Annotated in this window: 12 protein-coding genes and 1 pseudogene; 2 read left to right on the plus strand and 11 right to left on the minus strand. The window is 57.5% G+C overall.

Translation table 11 applies throughout. The features are described from left to right. Positions 1–13: 13 nt before the first annotated feature. The 6 genes from WJM78_RS13005 to WJM78_RS13030 all read right to left on the minus strand — a co-directional run bounded on the left by WJM78_RS13005 (position 14) and on the right by WJM78_RS13030 (position 9424). A complete protein-coding gene (locus tag WJM78_RS13005) occupies positions 14–5242 on the minus strand; it encodes a putative Ig domain-containing protein (protein WP_339009749.1) in 5229 nt (1742 codons plus the stop codon). Positions 5243–5358: 116 nt separating this feature from the next. Further along, on the minus strand, positions 5359–5847 hold the full coding sequence (locus WJM78_RS13010) for a GNAT family N-acetyltransferase (RefSeq protein ID WP_339009750.1): 489 nt from the start codon (positions 5845–5847) through the stop codon (positions 5359–5361). Between the two features lie 35 nt (positions 5848–5882). After that, complete coding sequence (locus WJM78_RS13015; protein ID WP_212512385.1) at positions 5883–6434, minus strand: phage tail protein; 552 nt, start codon at positions 6432–6434, stop codon at positions 5883–5885. A 30-nt stretch (positions 6435–6464) separates the two neighbouring features. Beyond that, positions 6465–7037, minus strand: coding sequence for a phage tail protein (locus tag WJM78_RS13020; RefSeq protein ID WP_339009751.1), 573 nt, complete (start codon positions 7035–7037; stop codon positions 6465–6467). Positions 7038–7072: 35 nt separating this feature from the next. Next, the gene (locus WJM78_RS13025) at positions 7073–7618 is read right to left on the minus strand and encodes a phage tail protein (RefSeq protein WP_339009753.1); all 546 of its coding nucleotides are present in this window, start codon (positions 7616–7618) and stop codon (positions 7073–7075) included. Between the two features lie 471 nt (positions 7619–8089). Further along, positions 8090–9424 carry a metal-dependent hydrolase family protein gene (locus WJM78_RS13030; RefSeq protein WP_339009755.1) on the minus strand — a complete coding sequence of 445 codons (1335 nt, stop codon included), beginning with the start codon at positions 9422–9424 and terminating at the stop codon, positions 8090–8092. Positions 9425–9789: 365 nt separating this feature from the next. Here WJM78_RS13030 and WJM78_RS13035 point away from each other — a divergent pair. Both WJM78_RS13035 and WJM78_RS22830 read left to right on the plus strand, forming a co-directional pair. After that, positions 9790–10392: pseudogene (locus tag WJM78_RS13035) on the plus strand (IS5 family transposase); the annotation flags it as partial. Positions 10393–10823: 431 nt separating this feature from the next. Then, on the plus strand, positions 10824–11012 hold the full coding sequence (locus tag WJM78_RS22830; RefSeq protein ID WP_422388415.1) for a DUF4113 domain-containing protein: 189 nt from the start codon (positions 10824–10826) through the stop codon (positions 11010–11012). Position 11013: 1 nt separating this feature from the next. On the opposite strand, the gene dsr1 is transcribed toward WJM78_RS22830, so the two are convergent. From dsr1 to WJM78_RS13065, 5 genes are all read right to left on the minus strand, one after another. Continuing rightward, on the minus strand, positions 11014–14853 hold the full coding sequence (gene dsr1 / locus WJM78_RS13045; protein ID WP_339009757.1) for an anti-phage defense-associated sirtuin Dsr1: 3840 nt from the start codon (positions 14851–14853) through the stop codon (positions 11014–11016). Positions 14854–15590: 737 nt separating this feature from the next. Beyond that, positions 15591–16085, minus strand: coding sequence for a hypothetical protein (locus tag WJM78_RS13050; RefSeq protein ID WP_339009758.1), 495 nt, complete (start codon positions 16083–16085; stop codon positions 15591–15593). Positions 16086–16530: 445 nt separating this feature from the next. Continuing rightward, positions 16531–19332, minus strand: coding sequence for a DUF927 domain-containing protein (locus WJM78_RS13055; RefSeq protein WP_339009760.1), 2802 nt, complete (start codon positions 19330–19332; stop codon positions 16531–16533). Then, positions 19329–19583, minus strand: coding sequence for a hypothetical protein (locus WJM78_RS13060; RefSeq protein WP_339009761.1), 255 nt, complete (start codon positions 19581–19583; stop codon positions 19329–19331). Before WJM78_RS13060 ends, WJM78_RS13055 begins: the two co-directional genes overlap by 4 nt. A gap of 243 nt (positions 19584–19826) precedes the next feature. Then, positions 19827–20084 carry a hypothetical protein gene (locus WJM78_RS13065; RefSeq protein WP_339009762.1) on the minus strand — a complete coding sequence of 86 codons (258 nt, stop codon included), beginning with the start codon at positions 20082–20084 and terminating at the stop codon, positions 19827–19829. Positions 20085–20457 lie beyond the last annotated feature (373 nt).

Consider the following 20457-nt stretch of genomic DNA (forward strand, 5'->3'; position numbering starts at 1 on the left):
CTGGATCCTGGATTCAGAACTGGCCATTCAGACCCAGGCGGATAGTGTCGTTACGCTCGTTCGTGCCAAGAGCTGTTTTGTACGAAACCCCCACTTGCCAGACGCGTCCGAGGTTAAAGTCCACGCCCATCTCCAAACTAGCAAAATCGCTGTCCACCGCGTCGGGCTTGAGCTGGTACAGGGTGCCTTCGTCACCCTGATCGGTGTAGCGCATCTTGTAGTCGCTACTGTTACTGAAGTTGTGGCCCCAGGCCAGGCCGACCTTGGGCGTGACCAAACCGATTTGGGTCGTCAGATCGTAGCTCGATCGCACGCCGAGGTAGGAGGTGAAGTTCTGCTGGCGCTGCTTGTCGTAGGACAAGCCGTAAATGCCGCCGCCACTTTCACGGTAGGCATCCAGGTATGTGCTGCTGGCGTTCAAGCGGCCGTAGGGCGTCAGCGACATAGGCCCCTGGCGGTATTCATTGCTGGCAGTCAGGGAGGCGAACAACTGATCGGCATCCCGCGAGCCACGGACATAGTCATCGGCGCTGCCAGTGATGTAGCGGCGCGAGTCGAAGCTGATGCGGTTGTAGCCCAGCAGGCCGTCGGCATGCACCTGCGGTGCCAAGTTCAGGCTCAGGTAGGTGGCGATGCCGATAGAATCCCCATCGCTGCGAGTGTCGTGTTTGCCGATGTCACTGCGGTCATTGCCGTAGCCGATACCGACACCAGCAATGGCGGTAGGCGACAGACGATAGTCGACACCGACGCCCAGGCTCAGGGTGGTGAAGCTGTTGTCCTGCGCACCCTGGGCATGGGTCGAGCCGACGCTGACGAAGCCGTCGCTCCAGAACGCCATGGCATCCTGTTTGCAGTTGTTCTGCCGGGAGGTAGCGACTTCGCTTTTCTCCTGCTCGGTCTGGTTAGCCGAGTTCTCCAGCTGGCTCTGGACGGCTTTGGCGATCTGGCCCAACGGTACGTCGCGGCCTTCGTTGCGCAAGCTGGCATTGAACGAATTGCGGTCGCAACTCATCTGGTGCAGCTGTTCAAGACGCCGATTGAAGTTGTCCATCTGGATGGTGGCAAAACGCTCGGCTGCGCGGGTCTGGGCGTTGAGCAGGCCGATGACCTCCGCGTCCTTGGTCGGGTCCGGGCGCTCCTGGATCATGAAGCTGACAGTGCTCACGGCACGGGCTCCGCTACCATTCTCCAGGCTGAAGCTGACGACCGCAGTGCCGACGAAGGCGGCCGAAGGCACGAAACTCATTGAGAAGCGGCCGGTCATCATCGCCCGTCCGGCCGATGCCGGTGTGACCGACCCCAGTGTAGCCTGGGTGAACGGGCCACCGGTGGCGCCCTGGGTCAAGTCGACGGTGGCCGACTGGCCCGCCGCCAGGATCTGGCTGGAGGCCGGCACGTTGATCTCCATGGCGGCGATGGTGATCGAGTAGGCCTGGGAGCAGCTGGCGCCGTTGGCATCGGTGACAGTAATGGTCAGGTTACTGGTGCCGGTGGTGCTCGGCGTGCCACTGATCAGACCGCTGGCGCTGTTCAGGCTCAGGCCCTCCGGCAGGCTGCCGTTGCTGATGCTGTAACTGTAGGGCGCGGCGCCGCTGGAGACGCTCAGGGTCGCGCTGTAGCCCGTGCCGACGGAGCCGTTGCTCAGTGAGCCAGGGCTCAAGGTAATGCTCGGTGCGCTGACGGTAATGGTCACCGTGGCCGGGCTGGAGGTGCCGCTGGCGTTGGTGGCGGTGTAGGTGAAACTGTCGGCGCCAGAGAAGCCAGCAGTCGGGCTGTAGGTGATGCTGGTGCCGCTGGCGCTGGCGGTGCCATGGCTGGCAGCGCTGGCCACGGCAACGCTGCTGGCGGCGCCGCCGCTGATGTTGAGGGTAATCGGGTTGGCGCTGCTGTTGGCCGCCACCGTGGCGCTGACGGCGTTGGCCACCGGTGCTTGGGCGCCGATGGTGAGCGTGTAGGCCTGCACACCACTGGCACTGTTGGCGTCGGTGGCGGTCACGCTCAGGTTGCTCGTGCCGCTGGCGCTTGGTGTGCCACTGATCACCCCGGTGCTGGTATTCAAGCTGAGGCCAGCCGGCAGAGCACCTGCAGTGATGGCGTAGGTGTAGGGCGCTGTGCCGCCGGAGGCGCTCAGGGTCTCGCTGTAGCTCGTGCCGACGGAGCCGTTGCCCAGCGTCGTCGGGCTCAGGCTGATACTCGGTGCGCTGACAGTAATGGTCACCGTGGCCGGGCTGGAGGTGCCGCTGGCGTTGGTGGCTGTGTAGGTGAAGCTGTCGGCGCCAGAGAAGCCTGCGGTCGGGGTGTAGGTGATGCTGGTGCCGCTGGCGCTGGCGGTGCCATGGCTGGCAGCGCTGGCCACGGCAACGCTGCTGGCGGCGCCGCCGCTGATGTTGAGGGTAATCGGATTGGCGCTGCTGTTGGCCGCCACCGTGGTGCTGACGGCGTTGGCAACCGGCGCCAGGCCGTTGATCAACAGGCTGTAGACGCGGGAACCGGTGGCGCTGTTGGCGTCGGTGGCGCTGACAGTCAAGTTGCTGGTGCCACTGGTGCTCGGCGTGCCGCTGATCACCCCGGTGCTGGTATTCAAGCTGAGGCCAGCCGGCAGAGCACCTGCAGTGATGGCGTAGGTGTAGGGCGCGGTGCCGCCGGAGGCGCTCAGGGTCTCGCTGTAGCTCGTGCCGACGGAGCCGTTACCCAGCGTCGTTGGGCTCAGGCTGATACTCGGTGCACTGACGGTAATGGTCACCGTGGCCGGGCTGGAGGTGCCGCTGGCGTTGGTGGCGGTGTAGGTGAAACTGTCGGCGCCAGAGAAGCCAGCTGTCGGGCTGTAGGTGATGCTGGTGCCGCTGGCACTGGCGGTGCCATGGCTGGCAGCGCTGGCCACGGCAACGCTGCTGGCGGCGCCGCCGGTGATGTTGAGGGTGATCGGGTTGGCGCTGCTGTTGGCCGCCACCGTGGCGCTGACGGCGTTGGCCACCGGTGCTTGGGCGCCGATGGTGAGCGTGTAGGCCTGCACACCACTGGCACTGTTGGCGTCGGTGGCGGTCACGCTCAGGTTGCTCGTGCCGCTGGCGCTTGGTGTGCCACTGATCACCCCGGTGCTGGTATTCAAGCTGAGGCCAGCCGGCAGAGCACCTGCAGTGATGGCGTAGGTGTAGGGCGCTGTGCCGCCGGAGGCGCTCAGGGTCTCGCTGTAGCTCGTGCCGACGGAGCCGTTGCCCAGCGTCGTCGGGCTCAGGCTGATACTCGGTGCACTGACGGTAATGGTCACCGTGGCCGGGCTGGAGGTGCCGCTGGCGTTGGTGGCTGTGTAGGTGAAGCCGTCGGCGCCAGAGAAGCCAGCGGTCGGGGTGTAGGTGATGCTGGTGCCGCTGGCGCTGGCGGTGCCATGGCTGGCAGCGCTGGCCACGGCGACGCTGCTGGCGGCGCCGCCGGTGATGTTGAGGGTGATCGGGTTGACGCTGCTGTTGGCTGCCACCGTGGCGCTGACGGCGTTGGCCACCGGTGCTTGGGCGCCGATGGTGAGCGTGTAGGCCTGCGAACCGCTGGCGCTGTTGGCGTCGGTAGCAGTCACGCTCAGGTTGCTCGTGCCGCTGGCGCTTGGTGTGCCACTGATCACCCCGGTGCTGGTATTCAAGCTGAGGCCAGCCGGCAGAGCACCTGCAGTGATGGCGTAGGTGTAGGGCGCGGTGCCGCCGGAGGCGCTCAGGGTCTCGCTGTAGCCCGTGCCGACGGAGCCGTTGCCCAGCGTCGTTGGGCTCAGGCTGATACTCGGTGCGCTGACGGTAATGGTCACCGTGGCCGGGCTGGAGGTGCCGCTGGCGTTGGTAGCGGTGTAGGTGAAGCTGTCGGCGCCAGAGAAGCCAGCGGTCGGGGTGTAGGTGATGCTGGTGCCGCTGGCACTGGCGGTGCCATGGCTGGCAGCGCTGGCCACGGCAACGCTGCTGGCGGCGCCGCCGCTGATGTTCAAGGTGATCGGATTGGCGCTGCTGTTGGCCGCCACCGTGGCGCTGACGGCGTTGGCCACCGGTGCTTGGCCGCCGATGGTGAGCGTGTAGGCCTGCACACCACTGGCACTGTTGGCGTCGGTGGCGGTCACGCTCAGGTTGCTCGTGCCGCTGGCGCTTGGTGTGCCACTGATCACACCTGTGCTGGTATTCAAGCTGAGGCCAGCCGGCAGAGCACCTGCAGTGATGGCGTAGGTGTAGGGCGCTGTGCCGCCGGAGGCGCTCAGGGTCTCGCTGTAGCTCGTGCCGACGGAGCCGTTGCCCAGCGTCGTCGGGCTCAGGCTGATACTCGGTGCGCTGACGGTAATGGTCACCGTGGCCGAGCTGGAGGTGCCGCTGGCGTTGGTAGCGGTGTAGGTGAAGCTGTCGGCGCCAGAGAAGCCAGCAGTCGGGGTGTAGGTGATGCTGGTGCCGCTGGCACTGGCGGTGCCATGGCTGGCAGCGCTGGCCACGGCGACGCTGCTGGCGGCACCGCCGCTGATGTTGAGGGTGATCGGGTTGGCGCTGCTGTTGGCCGCCACCGTGGTGCTGACCGGGCCTGCGATCGGGGCCGGCACGTTGTAGGTATAGCCATTGGTCAGGGTCGCGCTGCCCCCTGGCGTGGTGACCACCACGTTCACCGTGCCGGCGGCGTGGGCCGGGGTGGTGGCGGTGATGGTGGTGGCGTTGTTGACGATGTAGCCGGTGGCCGCCGTTCCGCCAAAGCTCACGGCGGTAGCGCCAGTCAGATTGGTACCGGTCAGAGTGACGGAGGTGGCGCCAGCGGTGGGGCCACTGCTCGGTGCTGCGGAAGTCAGGGTCGGAGCCGCGGAGCTGGTAACCACCAGGGTGTAGGTGGCAACACCGCCCTGATTCAGGCCGTCATTGAGGGTGATGCTGAATGTGTAGGTACCGGCGGTGGTTGGCGAGCCGTAGAGCGTGGTGGTCGAGCTGTCCGGCGACGGATCGAGGATCAGCCCCGGCGGCAGGCAGGGCGTCACACCATCGTAGTCCGGGTCGTTGGCATCGCATTCCACCCACATGTCCAGAGGCAAGGCGCCGCCGCTCGAGCTGATGGGGATGCTCATGAACTGGCCTACCGCCACGCTGGGCAAGGTACTGCCCGAAGCCGGACTGGTGATCACGGGAGCCGCGGCCATTGCCTGGTTGGCCAGGACCAACAAGACCAGCAACATAAAAAGTGAAATCAGCGGACGAGTCAGCCAGTTACCTGGCACGGTGAGCTGTGTTCTCATGAGGGCTTCCTGCCTTTTGACCGGTTTGAAGGTCGTGTCCTGCGTGAATGTTGATAATGGTCCAGCGGTTACAGCACAGCGATAGCAGGCCGTTGGACGGTGGTCATGCTCAAAGGTCAGGGGCTTTCACATGCTTCCTGAGGCACAGGACGCTGCATCTGGGTGTACAGACCAGTGTCGGCGCCGGCGCGAAAGCCCAGCCGCTCATACAGCCGGCGGGCACGGCTACCCTGTTCGACGCTCAGACTGCAGGTCTGACGCTGGGCGTCGGCCTTGGCCAGTACTGTGCGCAGCAACTCGGTGCCGATGCCCCGGCCATGCCAGTCCGGAAGCAGGGCAATATCGACTATGCGCACATCGTCGGCCGCGTACTGCACGCACAGGCGCCCGATCGGGCTGCCGGCCTGCTCAACGATCAAAAAGTCCGCGGCGGGAAAGTACTTTTCATAATGCTGGCGTTGCAGCTCGGCCTGTGAATACAGGAACGCCCGGCGCTGGGCGTCGTTCCAGCCAGGTACTGCGCTGACTTCGGCCCAGCGGCGTGAGGCGTACAGCGCCTGAAGAAATCCCAGGTCGTGGCCGTTCTGCTTGCGCAGTACGGCCACGTTGCCTGCTGGCAAAGGGAGAGGGGTGCTGTGAGTCATGAGGATTTGATCGGGTACTCGCCATCCAGGCATATACAGTAGGACAGCGTCTGGAAGGGTTGCATGGTGTTACGCAGTGCCGTCGATGTCGCGCCACTACCTGCGTTGCCCACCGTGGTGGCAGCCAGTTTCTGGCTTGTCGCAGTCGGTGCGGTGTTGTTGTACAGACGTATGTTGCGGGGTTGCGCCAGGTAGGCGGTGCTGTTGGGGGTGTCCAACGCGACCGCCGATTCGCTACCGTCCTTGGCCATCACCGAATGGGTATGGGGGGCGAAATTGCTGGGCCCCATGGTTATCCGGTCGGCTCCGAGGGCCGTGCCAACGGGCCTGTCGGACAGCCCGGGGCCGGCCCCGGCGCCCATGGCCACGCGCCCGTTGAGGTTGGGCAGCTTGAAGTTCTGGCCAGGGGAGCCGCCATACCGGTTGCCAATCACCGAATAGAGCGCAGGATTCTGCTGGACCGTTAGGATCGAGCCATCGCAATACGCCCAGTTTTGCGGGACGAAGTTGTAGGGGAACAGTCTGATTTCACCGATAAAAGCATCCATGATCGTTCATTCCAGATTGAGTAGAGAGGGTCACTGGTGTCGGGTCGGATAGAGGCCGACCAGGCAAATGATGTAGTTGACGGCCAATGACCCCATCAGGTTGCTATGGGGGGCTACGGCGCCCCAGCCCAGTGCCTGGTCGAGAAACTGCGGGTTCATCGGGACGGCCACGGATGTGCCGGTTCCTGCGCTGTACAGCCCGGTGATAAGCCCCGCACCCGGGAATTTGCCAAAGGTCATGCTGTCGGGCGGCATTCCGGCAGGGGATGGGGTCGCCGACGTGGCATCTTGGCTGCTCACCATAAAGCCATGGGTGTGGGGGGCAGTGTTTTCCGGCCTCATGGTCACGGTTTCCACGCCAAACGTCTGCGCTAGTGTCCTTGGGGTCAGCCCGGTGCCTGAGCCCTGACCCACGGGGAGCCGGCCACGGTAGTCCGGGAGGCCGAAGTTGGTGCTGCCGTTACCGCCGTACAGGGTGCCCAGCAACGAGTAGAGGGCCTGGAAGTTGCTAATTGGCAGCAGCGTACCGTCACAGAGCGCCCAATTCTCTGGCGCATAATTGCCGGCAAACATGCGGATTTCTCCGACGAAAGCTTCAGACATGTCAGTTTCCTTACTTGAGGGTCTGTAGACAGCCGTTACTGGCGTGATGGGTAGATGCCCGTCGTAGCGATGCAGAAGTAGCCGACGATGGAGGGCTGCATGTTCGGCATGGACGTGCCTGGCGTTGGGGTAACAGTCGCGCTGTTGAGGGCGATCAGAGTGCCGGTTGCCGAGGTATAGGTCGGTTTTGCCGGGACCCCCTTGGTGTTCGAGCTGACAGCGGGAATGTTGCCGCCCGCGTCATCGTTGCCCGGGGCGTTGGATACATGTGTGGCGTGGTTATGCAGGGCCACCGAGTTTTGCGGCATCGTCACGGTTTCGCTACCGCCTTTGGTGCCCAGCGCGTGCACATCCATGATCGGATCGACGGTGGAGGCTCTGTAGTTCTGCCCCAGGGCGGCCCGGCCACGCAGATCCGGCAGGCCGAACGTCGTGGCTCCGTCACCGCCATAGGTTCTGCCCAGCAGAGAAGCCAGCGCGACATTGCTATTGACTTGCATAATCTGGCCCTCGCAAGGCAGCCAGCCTTCCGGTGCCCAACCCCAGGGAAACAGACGAATTTCACCGATAAAGGGATCCATGTTCTTTTCTCCTTGAACAAAGTATTGGCGCCAAAAATCCATTGACTGCGGAAGAACAGCAAGCGCATGAGTAGACGATAAGCAAAGTTGAATTTAATTGGCAAGTGTAATTTTTGTTTTTCTAGTATTTAACGAAATTTTCGACAAGCCACGAATAGTTGATGTATTTACTCAAGATATCTATTCAGAGACATGCTCTGAATAAACGTCGAGTAAAAATGCAGAAAACACGATACTGAAACCAGCATCTATTCCATTATCCATGCTGTCACCAAAAGTAAACTCGTACGCGGTATCGTCGAATATCTGCGTTGACAGCCAGCATAATTTTTACTTTTGCATATCTCTAAATATGGGGGGATTACCGTCAGAATTAAGCGGCAGCCTGCTGCGACAGCATCAGTTGTCTCAAATTCCGGGCGGCTGTCCGCTTGCATCAGTTGTTGGGCGTCACTTCGTCAAACCTGCGAATCACTTTGGTATGGTGTTCTTGTAGATCTCTCCGTCCTTCATGATGAGGACGATATTCTTGTCTGGGTCCGCGATCAGATTGATGTCCTCGATCGGGTTGCCATCGACGAGAAGAAGATCGGCTATCGCCCCCTCTTCGACGATACCCAGCTTCCCCGGATAGGGGTTGCGCTTTCCAGACATTGACAGCAATTGGGCGTTGGTCCCGGTGGCCATCGTCAGCAACTCGGCAGGCGGGTACCAGCGTGTCAGGCTGGCCAGCAGGGCGCCCTGCTGAGTCGCGAGCGAGCTGGAGAACAGGACATCAGTGCCAAAGGCCGTCTTGATCTTGTACTTGCGGGCCAGCTTGTACACGTTGTCCACGCCGTCGTACACCTGCTGGAACTTGGCCCGCTCCTCAGAACCTGCCGCAAATGTGTTACCCAGCTCCAACGGCAGCGGCTGGGTGCTGAGCCAGATGCCGTTGCTTGCCATCAGCTGGGCGGTTGCGTCGTCCATCAGCATTGCATGCTCGATGCACTGCACGCCCGCGGCGATGGCTTGCCGGATCGACTCGGAAGTGTAGGCATGCACTGTCACGTAAGTGCCCCAGTTTTTCGCCGCCTCCACTGCGGCGCGCAACTCCGCCTCGGTAAACGTGATCGCATCCAGCGGGCTGTGCGGCGAGGCAACACCCCCACCGGCCGAGAGCTTGATTTGCGAGGCACCGCGCAACAGTTGCTCGCGCGTGCGCAGGCGCACCTCGTCAGCGCTGTCCGCGATCGCGGAATACCCCATCCGGTCAAAGCGCGAGCCGGGCTCGCCGAGTGTTCGTGGCAGATCGTGCTCACTGCGGAAGTCGCCATGGCCGCTGGTCACGCTGATCATCGGGCCAGAAGGAAAGATCCGTGGGCCAGGCAACCGACCCTCGTCGATGGCCCGCTTCAGGCCGAACGCGGGGCCGCCGACATCACGGACCGTGGTGAATCCACGCATGAGTGTCCGTTCTGCCTCGATGCCGGCGAGCAACGCGAGGTAATTCTCATCGGCCGACATCGCGACAGCCAGCGGCGGACTGGCGAGCATGCTGTGCCAGTGCATGTCGATCAGGCCTGGCATCAGCGTGCGCCCCTGGCCTTCGATCAGCATAGCGCCGGGCTCTGACGGCTGGTTCACAGCGATGCGCTCGATGTGGTTGCCGCGTACCAGCACATCGCTGGGACCGGTGATACGGCCGGATTGGCCGTCGAAGATGCGAACGTTCTGGAACAACGTTGTCGCAGGCAATAACGTTTGTGCGCTGAGCGGGGTTATAAGCATGCCCATTAGGAAAAATGCGACGAATCTAGCGATCATGAGTGCAACTCCCTTCTTCCAACGGTTTATATGGTGGATCAGTTTTCTGGACGCCCAACAGTGATGAAATGAAAGGTAGCACTAAATAGTGTTGCTAAAGTGGTTGAAAAACGATCTCCCCATTTTCTGGGCCCCACCCTTCCAGAAATACCGCATTTATTCACTTCACAATCATCTGAATGGACCTCTTAAGAGGCACTGTGTATGGCTTGAAATTACAGCGCCTGAAATTTTCACACGTTGAGAACACAACCTAATCCGATATGGAGCCTTCCATATAACTCCGAACCGCCATAGGGGCTGTCGTCTTCAACTGATGTATTTCAGTACAATATCAGCCCCGTTAACGTAAAAATCATCGCCTCATGCCAACACCCGCTCACCGCAGCAACGATATCTCCGACCATGTATGGTCCTTACTCGCACCTCATTTACTGGGCCAAAAAGGTCAATGGAGACGTGCGGATCGTGATAACTGATTTTTTATCAATGCTGTTTTCTAAGTTTTACGCACTGCTGCTCCCTGGCGAGACTTGCCATCTGATTACGGGGGCTGGAAAAACACCCTCCGTCGCTTTTGTCGCTGGCGCGACAAGGGTATCTGGGCCCGGCTTCAAGAACGTCTGAGAAAAGAACCTGATTATGAATGGCTGATGATCGACGCCAGCCATATCAAAGTCCATCCCCATGCCAGTGGTGCTCAAGGTGGTAACCAAGATATGGGGGTTACCAAAGGGAGATAAACAACAAGATCCACTTGGTAGCCGACTGACACGGGATACCAATAACATGCATCATCACATCGGGAACGACAGAGGATTGTATGCAAGCCGCGACCTTGATTGATGACCTGGAAGCTGGGTATTTATTGGCAGATAGGGGATACGTACCAATGCGTTGCTTGCGTAGCCAGAGCCAGGGGGATAGAGCCAGTCATTCCTTCGAAACGTAATCGTAAGGATCTGCGAGCAGCATGACAGAGAACTTTACAAGTCCCTGCTGTTGATAGCGTGAAAAAGCAGTGAAGTATTAGGAAATGTTAGGAATCGGTAAAAACAAAAAGGCCACTATTGCTAGTGGCCTTCGTAAGTCTTTGATTTTAATGGTGCCCGAGGCCGGAATCGAACCGGCACGACGCGAACGTCGAGGGATTTTAAATGGCACAAATGCGGTTGTTGGAAATTATAGTAGGTTGATAACCCCGTACAATCAAGCGCTTCTGGTTAGAGTGAGTAGCCTGCTTGCTCGGTAGGTCTCCACCATTTTCCACCAAATTTCCTTTCACTCATCCGTACCGAAGCGATTCACCAAAAGCTGCGGCACCCTCACTGACATGAGGCCATCCAGCCTGACACTCGATGCGCTCACTGGGCAATGTCCATACTTATGGGATTAACCAGTGTATCGCGGTTTGCGACCACGTCGCCCATCCCTGCGAAGCCCATCCCCAGCAGGTGATCGACAAGATCAATCAGGGAAGGTTTACTTTGGCGCAAGAGGGAGGAATAACGGTGAATGGATGATGAAGCGGGAGCAGCTCAGCCCCCGCTGCACCACCATGATTACGGAGCTACCGGTAGTGAGATGAATTACATCCCTCGCATTCGCAAAAGTTCGTTAATGCGAATGTATTGGATATCATATTCAATATTTGGTTTGGTTAGCACTAACGCCTGTAAACATAGCCTCAACTCGTCCAGTACCATCACGTCACCAGACACAACCAGATTAAGTAGCTGCAAAGCCTCCGCAGGAAACTGTTTACACAAACCTGACTCGTGCAGTTTATGAACAACGTAGTATGGGTACTCTATTGGTTGTAACCAGTCTTTCACCATATCCAAAGCCGCCGGGAATTCACCTCGCGTAGCAATAACCAAACGACTCAAGGTCTCTGCTATTCGCGGAGTCTTTAGCTCACAGGACTTAGGCCAGATCTTTTGCCAGAAAGGTTGTACGCGGTGCTTCCAATATTCTTCACGTTGATCGGCAGCGCCTTCAAGCGCCTGAAAGAGAGCCTGCACAGTTTCCTCCAAGCCTTCTTGTGGGAGCCCCCCAAATGCAGACCGCAACTCTTCTACAGAGTAACCCTCGACCGGACCCAATGCTGCGTATGTCAGGAAAGTGACGAATTGCTGGCGGTGCTCGCCAAGATCGGCATAGTGATTCGCACTCTCCAGAAAATACGGTTTAAAGGCCGCCAATAGAGGTTGATACAAGCGTGGCGACCAGAGAAACCCTTCCCAGATTCCTTTTGCTTCAACTAGATTTGTCCAGCTCAACAGTGGCAAAAGGTACTGTTCGGTCCAAGGACGGTCTACCCGGAAAAATGCGATCAATTGCGAGCCTAAAAGAACTCGGGCATGACGGTATCGCTCCACCTGCGCGTCACACAGTGATGTGAATATGGGCTTGAGATCCGCCGGAAGCAAATCGTTATCATTTGGATTTTGCTTAAACCAAAGATTGATTAGGGACTGCGTAACATGCCCAATGGGGTGGTTGATCGCGGTGCCTATAGGATCATAGATCTCTTCATTATTGCGGATGGTGTAAGAACCGGAGCCAGCATCGAGCGGCAGTTTCAAAACGCGACGACACAACACCAACAGAATGCTCTCATGGCAATTTAGGGATTGGGATGCTACCTCTAACCACCAAGTCAGTGCGTGCTGAAGCTCTTGCATTGTCTCATCAGGCATCGTCTCCACCAGTGACGCGGCGAAACGCCAGGATCGCAGCACCATGCCATTCTCAGCCCAAACCTGTAGCGCCTTGCGCCATCGCTCGGTCGGCCATATCTCCTTTTGAGCGAGATCGCCAAGAGCGAGTGCACTATGGAAAAAGCGGGTTCGGCATACCTCGCTCCATGTGTCTTCGTTGAATGGGCCCTGCTTGGGTTCAGAATGTCTAAGCCACTGCACGAGGTCCTGCCGTTTGCGGGGCGCAATTTCTACCTCTTGGCTGTCTTCGAAATCTGGATCGCCAGTGCCACTCATCCAGTGTGAAAACTCGTCACTTTCGTTGGTTGCCAGCTTCCATTGAGGATTGGCACTGGAAAGCTCTGCCAAATGAGACGCTGCGGCAGCTCCCAAAATAACTCCTGATGTGTTCAGTTTGGCTAGATGGAGCCACACTGAATGGGCCACCAAGCCTTGCCAACGCTCATCTTCCAAGTCATCTCGGTACATCTCGCGTGGTGGCCCTGCAATAATGGCCTCCTCCAAGCACACCTGAGCAGAACCAGCTAAATATCGGCCCTGTAAAACAAGCAATCTGCACACCTCGCGCCTAGTATCCGATGCCCATAGCCACCACGATTCGTCGACAACAAGCCAGTCCACCCACTGATCCGGCAGGATACAGTCGTCGTGGCTAGCGGCAAACAGGGCCAAGCGTTTGAAGGTGGGGTACGGCAATTCAAACCAGGTCTGAGCGATGCGAATTGCGCGTACGCTGTCAGTCGAGAGAATCATCTGCCACGCGTCACGTAACAATTCGATAAGACTCACCCAGTCGTGGAAACCTCGGTTCTGCCAGTGCGGCGAGATAGAAGGCAGATCCCAATACGAATGATCACTGCGATTGTCTGCCCCGCCTAATTCATGCGACAAGTCCAGCGCATCGCGCAACAGTTGTTGGAAGTCGTCGAGCAATTGTGGCAGTACAGATCGCCATGGCTCGTCAGCAAGATCTCTCAGGGTTGAATGCACACCACTGGCGGCCAACTCGATCTTCCAGTTCACCAATTGCTTAATTCGCGTGGGCTCGTGAGTCGTGCTCGATTCGTCATCGCTCCAGCGAAAAGGTTTCTTCAACACCACCTTGGGGGCAAGCAATTCGCGCAATTCGAGGCGCAATGTGGTCGTCAACCCCTCAAGCCTGAGACGTTTTAGCCAACGATAAAGGTCTATATCGTGCCGCGAGGCTTTCACGCGACCGCTAAGTAGAAGCCGCCACAAGGTACGCATCAGGGGACTAGGAATCGCCTTGGGGGCGTACAAACGAATATCATCCAGATCGGATGTCTTGCCATCACGTTCCAGCGAGGCAAGGCGATCCAGTTCACTCTCGATCAACCGTGACAAACGCTCGTGTAAATGTCCACCGTGCTCCGCGATCCAGATGATCAGCCTCGGGTCATTTAGATGGCGTACTAGCCAACGGGCGAGCTGAAACATCACATCATCCCACTTGCTGTCAATCACGCCTCCTGAAACCAGTAACATCGGAGGAGCACAGTCATAGGATGCAGGCCGTCGAATAAGGCTGAAGCTCAACTTAGCATCTACATTATCGTGAGGAGGCACGTCAAAGCGGGCAAGGTCGCTGTACCCGAAACCCTCTTTCCCGAAGGGCTCAAGCAACCAATCCAACGACGGAACTGGATTAAAATCGGCGAACCGTTTCGCAGGTAAACCCGATTTATCCGACAATGCCCACAGCATCCTCCCGACAAAATCATCTTGAGGCGTGCTGATCTGTGGCCTTGCTAGGGCGTGATTGACGACGATGGCTTCTTTACCCTGCACGCCATCGCGGTAAGTGTCTGCCCAGTTTTGGAGGGTTTGATAAAGTGCTGAGTGGTCATTGCTGCCAGCCGGAACGCTATAGAGGATGGGGGTGACACCTTTGGCCTCCCATTGTTTGGTTTGACGGTGCTCCTGTCCCGGCTCACAACCGCCCAGAGTCCAAAACTGCTGTGTGCTTTCACCTAACATTCGGTCGGCAGCCAGCGCATCCATCATGTAGCGCAGCACTGGGTCCTTGATGCTGTAACCCACGAAGCAGACCACATAGTTGCGGAACAAATCGCTCACGAATCGAGCCGCCCAGCGCTCAGTGAGGTAGGCCAAACCGAAGTCACCACTGGTAACCACCAGACGGTTCAGTGCAGTGTCGTCTGCCTTATCGGGTAACAAGCCATGCAGATAGACCAGTCCATTCCAACGGCTGTTCTTTGGGATAGGTAGCATGGGGGCGGTGTAAGCTTGGAACGATTGGCCCATGCGTTTGGCTGCCACATGAAAGATGCGGTCGAAGTTAGTGGTAACCAGCCGCAGGGCCCCCTCGCGGTTACACGCTAGACGCAACAATGCAGTCTGCATGTCAGTGGCCCCTTTGCGACGGAGCTTTGGCGTCAGAGCCAGTGCCAGTGCCAGTGCACGACGGACTGCTAGACGCCCCCCAGGCAAGCGGCGCTCAAGTAAATCTAATGTGGAGTCATACTGCCCGCTATTGAATGCCTCGTCCTCAATCTCAGAACGTGTCGTCCCATTTAATCGGTAGATCTCCTCTACCAATCCCTTGAACAACGGTAAACCGGCTGGGTAGGAAATTCCTGCCCCACAGAAAAACACCACTCGACCTTCCTCATGCGCTTGTAAGAGCGCATCCGGAATGTCGGGACCATGGGGGACAAATTGCATTTAATCTGTTTCCTATCCAATGCGCGCTTGCGCGTTACCATTCCTGATTACTGCTTAGGCCAGCTCTGCCCAACGAATGAGTGGAACTTTAAGGGCCTTGGGTGATACCTAGATGTCGGATGGGTATGGTACAACAAGATTCATCCGGGGGTGGATCATGAAAATCGCACCAGCATATTGTGCATCTCGAATAGAACACAAATCGCAATATTCTCTCTTTGCATGATGCACCAGCATGGCTTCATATGGACACAAAATGATAACGATCGCCGCAGGCGAACACTAATTTGAGCGGTTGATAATTGAGCAACCGAAAGGATCGCTTGTAACGGGACAAAGGTTTTTGTGTTTTTCGTGACTGAGCTGCTGGCGTGGGTACCCGCCACTCACTGCTCAATCCCTTGTCACTGTTGGGTTTGCCGCTTAACTTAATACTCATGACCACATCAAAACGATCCTACCAGGTCAGAAAAGCGATCACCTGAAAGTGATCATCACGGTGGACGATCGCTTTTTCAGGAAATTGCTTGTCAGATAAGGGGTTGACGCCGAGGAGGCATGAGAAAAACGATCCTATTTTTGCCCTGGGACAGCACTGCCAAAAGCGATCGTTTTGCCGCGTTTTTTGGGGGGCAGGCAGAGCTACAGCCTTCGTAATCACTGGGTTGTGAGAAAATACGGCCACGTTCTGTAATCAGGAGCGCTTGTAACAGATAAAGTGATCATTTTAGGGATGCTCACTCAGGGATTTTTTCCAACTCCCAACCCCATGGTTCATTTGGTGCGCCCCTAGGGTATGAGGCGAAACGCCAACCTACCTGTTTCAGAACAGTATTCAAACGGCGAAAAACCATCCTGTGATTTGAGTAATCCAAGTCGTAGAAATCTGTCAGCTCCTCACAGGTCACACCAGGGTCTGTAGCCACGATCAGAATGTGGGCATGGTGGGGGTGCCATTCCAGTGCGCTGACAAGGTGCGCCAAGTGATTAATCGGTCCCAGTTTGGCAATGGCCCGGTTTCGTTCTGCTCGTTCCAAACTACGCCGGTTATACTGCCCGGTTTTTCGTGCCCAGGTTTCCCAGAATGGAGTAATGAGCCCAACACCAGGGGCAGGCTTACAAATCTTATGTAGCAGTTTACGTTGGCGATCGGCTTGTTTTTGCTCCTGCTGACGCAGTTTTTCCTCTCTGGCAATCTCCTTGGTGAACATTTCGTCAAGCTCCGCGAACATTCGTTTATCCTCCAGTGTTAAGTTGGTCAAGAACCCTCGTCCCCATGTAAGTTGTGCATCCCACTGGTCAGGCCATCTATCGAACTGATCGGCCTACTAGGGAAAGCCCTCTTTCACTCTATATATGGAAAAAAAGGTGGTGACAGTGATGAAATGGTTACAACTTCCGCAAACCCGTGCCACAACAGGGTTTGTCTGTCACCACCCAGTAGTAAATTGTGTGGTGGCTGGTGGTGACAGACATTGGTCGTCACCACTGTCTCCACTTTGTCACCAGCATGAATCCATTAAGGTGGTGACAGCTTTATCCCTTTATTCATCAGGCTTACGGCTCTATTAGGTGGCAGTGTCACCAGTGTCACCACCGTTTTTGCGTTGTTTAATTGCGCGTGCCTAAATGCTCGAAAAGGGGCAAAACACAGTAACCACTTACTCCTGGCTGGCCCTAATCTTCATCTCCTGAGCCGCTGGCCTCATCGGCGAGCACTCGCTCCGTCAGCAGGTAAATCCATACCCGGCTACCCATGCCGGGCAATCGGGCTTGCCGCTGCAAACGCTTCCTGTCTTTGCTTGCCAGTAGATAGCCAGCATCCATGCACAGTTGCGCTGCTCGCTTGGAATTGCGTCCCTTGGTGATTTCGGCCCAGCCAGGGGACAAAACAAAGAAACTCACACCAGACGACTCCACCTTACGAAAGCCCACCATATTGGTCGGGCGGTGGCTGGCATCGAACCAGTCCGCAAAACGGCTATGCTGGTGGGCTGTGACAAACTTACGCACCTGCTCCAGTGTGGCGGCATCCTCCTTGTTGCCAAGGTGGCCACGTTCCGCCAGCCACGCTTTGAGGCAGACCCGCACCGATCTGATTGCCTCCCCCTCAGGCCAGCCCGTTACCCCCAAACGGGTTGCCAGTTCACCGGCAGCGGCCACCAGCGCAAACCGGTTTATGGCACGGCCTACCTGGTTGCCCGCTCCCTTCGGAGTCAGCTCATCGGCAAGACGTTTGATCTCCTCCATCAGGTGCTCGCGGTGCAGTTCCATATCGGCGGCCAGGGCCTCGGCATAGGCTCGGAATGCGGTGCCATGCTGGTGGTCTGCGTTGGCCTTGAGCCTATCGGCAAAGGTGCGCCCACCGTCCATGCCATGCAGCAACTCAAACGCGCCATGGTACCCGGTGTCGCTGGGGATCTGGATGGTGCGAACCTCCATCCCTGCCTGGGTGCGCTGACCAGCACTGGCGGCATGATCCTCCAATGACAGCTCGCCGGTGGACAGGAACAGCAGCCGCCACGCCTTGCGCTCCCTCAGTTCGCCGTCTTGCTTGCTGCGGCCCTTACCTTGCCCGTTCGCCAGCATGTAGGCCACCTGTCCCGCCTCGCGTCCATCCAGCTCCCCCAGCTCATCAAGGCAGAGCAGGGCGTCATTGCGACGACTGGCGATCCCCTCAATAGCGTTACCGGTTGCCCGCCATGTCTGGGCGTAACGGTCTGGGCCTCCATACACACTGGCTGCGGCCTTCATGATGGTGGTCTTACCGTCCGTGCTCTCACCCTTGAGGTGAAACCCACCTCCCTCCATACCCACCAGCGACAGTAGGGGTGCGGCAAAGGCCAGTGACAGCGCAAAACAGAGACGGGAGTTGCCCACGGCCAGCCCTGCAACCCCCTGTTGCCACTCGGCCAAGGTGCCGCGCTCGGTAAAGTCACTGGCAGCGTATCCCGCCGTTTGCAGGATCACCCCCTCGGCATCTGGCCCGATCGCCCCACTAGGCAGCACATAGGCGTGGCCATGCCAGCCGGTACGCTCCACACAGGTGATCCGCTGCTGTGGCTGACAGCTCATCAGATAGGCGTTCAGCTTGCGCTTGTGGCCCAGATCAATGAATGGCAAGCCAGCATCCAGCAGGGCGGCAAACACCTCGTCACCGTTGCGCGGTACCAGGGAGCGGACAGGCATAGCCCACTGACGAGCACGCCCGGCACTGTCCTGCCACGCAAGCAAGCGACCATAGCCCCGCCCATGTTCATCAGAGGTTTCAGCCAATACCCAGATCGGACTGGCTATGGGGATCAGTTCTTGTCGGGCATCCTCGCCACGCCCCACCAGTTCCAAAGCGCAAAGGCGATCACCGTGGATCTCGAACCCTACCGGCAGGGCTGAGCCTTCGTTTGCGTCACCATCGCAGGCAGGATGCAGCGGTACAACTTCTGCCCGGGTACCCACAGCTTCCTTCTGGACAGTCTCTTGGGTCGCGCTGGTGACCGGCGTAGTTCTGGCACTCATGATGGTCCCTTGTGTTTCAGTCAGCCCATGGGCTTGGTGGTAATCGTTCCAATCACCGGCAGCAGGTGGCAGGGCCACCAGTCCGCCTACTGCCATGGCTGCTTGTTCGGCCTTGGCCTTGCCGGGATTTCCGTTGGTACCTTCGTCATTGTCACCACAGATAAGGATCTGGGCCTTTGGATGCTGACGGCGGGCAATCTCGGCTACGGCCATTAGGTTGCCGCAATCCATGGCGCAATAAACGGTCGTCCCCGCAGCCAGATGAACCGATAGCCCGGTTGCATAGCCCTCCACCACGGCCACCAACTCACCGCCCCTAATGTAATGACATGCTCCGGTCTTCTGTCCCCCATACAAGAATCGCTTGCTACCGTCATGGCCGATTAGTTGAACGTTAACCAGTTCGCCTGCCTCATTGGTGAGTGGGATCACTAGGCTACCGGGCTGGAAGTTTTCGCCCCCCTCACGGATTAGGGTGCGATTCACTACGCACGGGCGCGAGCCCAAGCCTTTGCGCTCAAGGTAGGGGGATTGGCTCTGCTCACTGTCGCGGATGATGTCCGCAGCACGGCGAGCAGCCTTCTGACGCTTTTGCTGTTTCTGTTTTCGCTCCAGCTCAGCTTTAGCTTGTTGGTGCTGGTGGAAGAACTCACGTTCGACCGGATCAAGTCCACCAGCAGACAAGCCCACCAACGGGGCGATCAGAATGGCCGCTTGTTTGACGGTTTTCCCCATTGCCTTGACCACCAGATCCAGCCCATCACCCGCACCACATTGGTTACAAATCCAGGTACCGCGCCCCGCCTTGTCATCAAGCCGGAACCGATCACGCCCCCCACAAGCAGGACAAGGGCCATGTTTGCCACGGCTCGGGGTATCAATTCCCATCATCGCCAGCAACTCAGGCCAACGCCCACTGGCAGCGGATGCCACATCGGTAACGAAGGTTGCTGAATAGTTCATTGCACCTCCCCAACCAATACAGCCACCAGTTCATTAAAAGCCCGGTCATCTAATCCGGCCTTCATCTGTCGGGCATAAGAGCGAGTAACCACAACGGCGATACCTTGGCTCTGCGCTATGAAGGTGGCCCGCGCCTTGCGGCTGGTGAACGCACTAAGTACTCCAACTTGGGAACGTCTGCCGGTTCGGGGATTGGATAGGCCGTAGAAAGTTTCTGTCTGGCTATCGGCAGCCCATGAAAAGTAGATCATGCGCTTCTCCGATAACACACAAATTCCCTTCCATTCCTATTGCCATAAAGTAAATTTGATGTAAGGGTTGCCTTGGGTAAGTGATACACACGAAACCCAGCTGAATGTCGAATAATTTTCATATAATATGTCTTACGCAAAAAATGGGCTTACAGGTCGCCAAACTCGAAGGCCCATTGGTTGACTCTGCGTCCCCTTGGGTAATCTAGGGGACGTTTTTATTTATCATTTTCATAATGGCACTTAGCTGTTATCCCCTCTCATTTGCATCCGTTGCTCCGGCAATAGACCTGCAAGCCATGCTCCAAAAAGTGGGCGACAAACATACATCCTCTTACCTGCCATACGCACACAGCGATTCAATCCCAAAATTCGATCTCGTTTCCAAAAAAGTGTTTTCACTTGGGAATAAGTAAATTGCGGATACTCAACTGGCAATTCCTGAACAGGAACCCAATTACTAAGGTTAATTGCGTGCTGCTGAATATCTTGTTCATTCATAATTCTCACTCCATGGTTTTATAAATACCGTTAATCACACGGTAGGATGTCTGCGGTTGTTGCCAGTCATTATCCAGAAACGGAGGGAGATCGCAACTACTTGATACCAAAGGACTTATTGGCTCCAAATTTCACACTCATGGCGCTAATTTGGCCCCAAAAGGTAATTATTGGCGCTACATTTTGCACTTGTGGCGCTAATTAGGCCCACAAAATCTATTATTGGATCTCCTTGGTGCTTCCCCAAGGTGATTATTGGCGCCATATTTCACACTTATGGCGCTAATTTGGCCCACAAGGCGATTATTGGCGCTACATTTCGCACTTATAGCGCTAATTTTGTCCAACTAATGCCTTATTGGATCTGATTGGT

The sequence above is a fragment of the Aeromonas popoffii genome (assembly GCF_037818705.1).
GTDB lineage: Bacteria > Pseudomonadota > Gammaproteobacteria > Enterobacterales > Aeromonadaceae > Aeromonas > Aeromonas popoffii.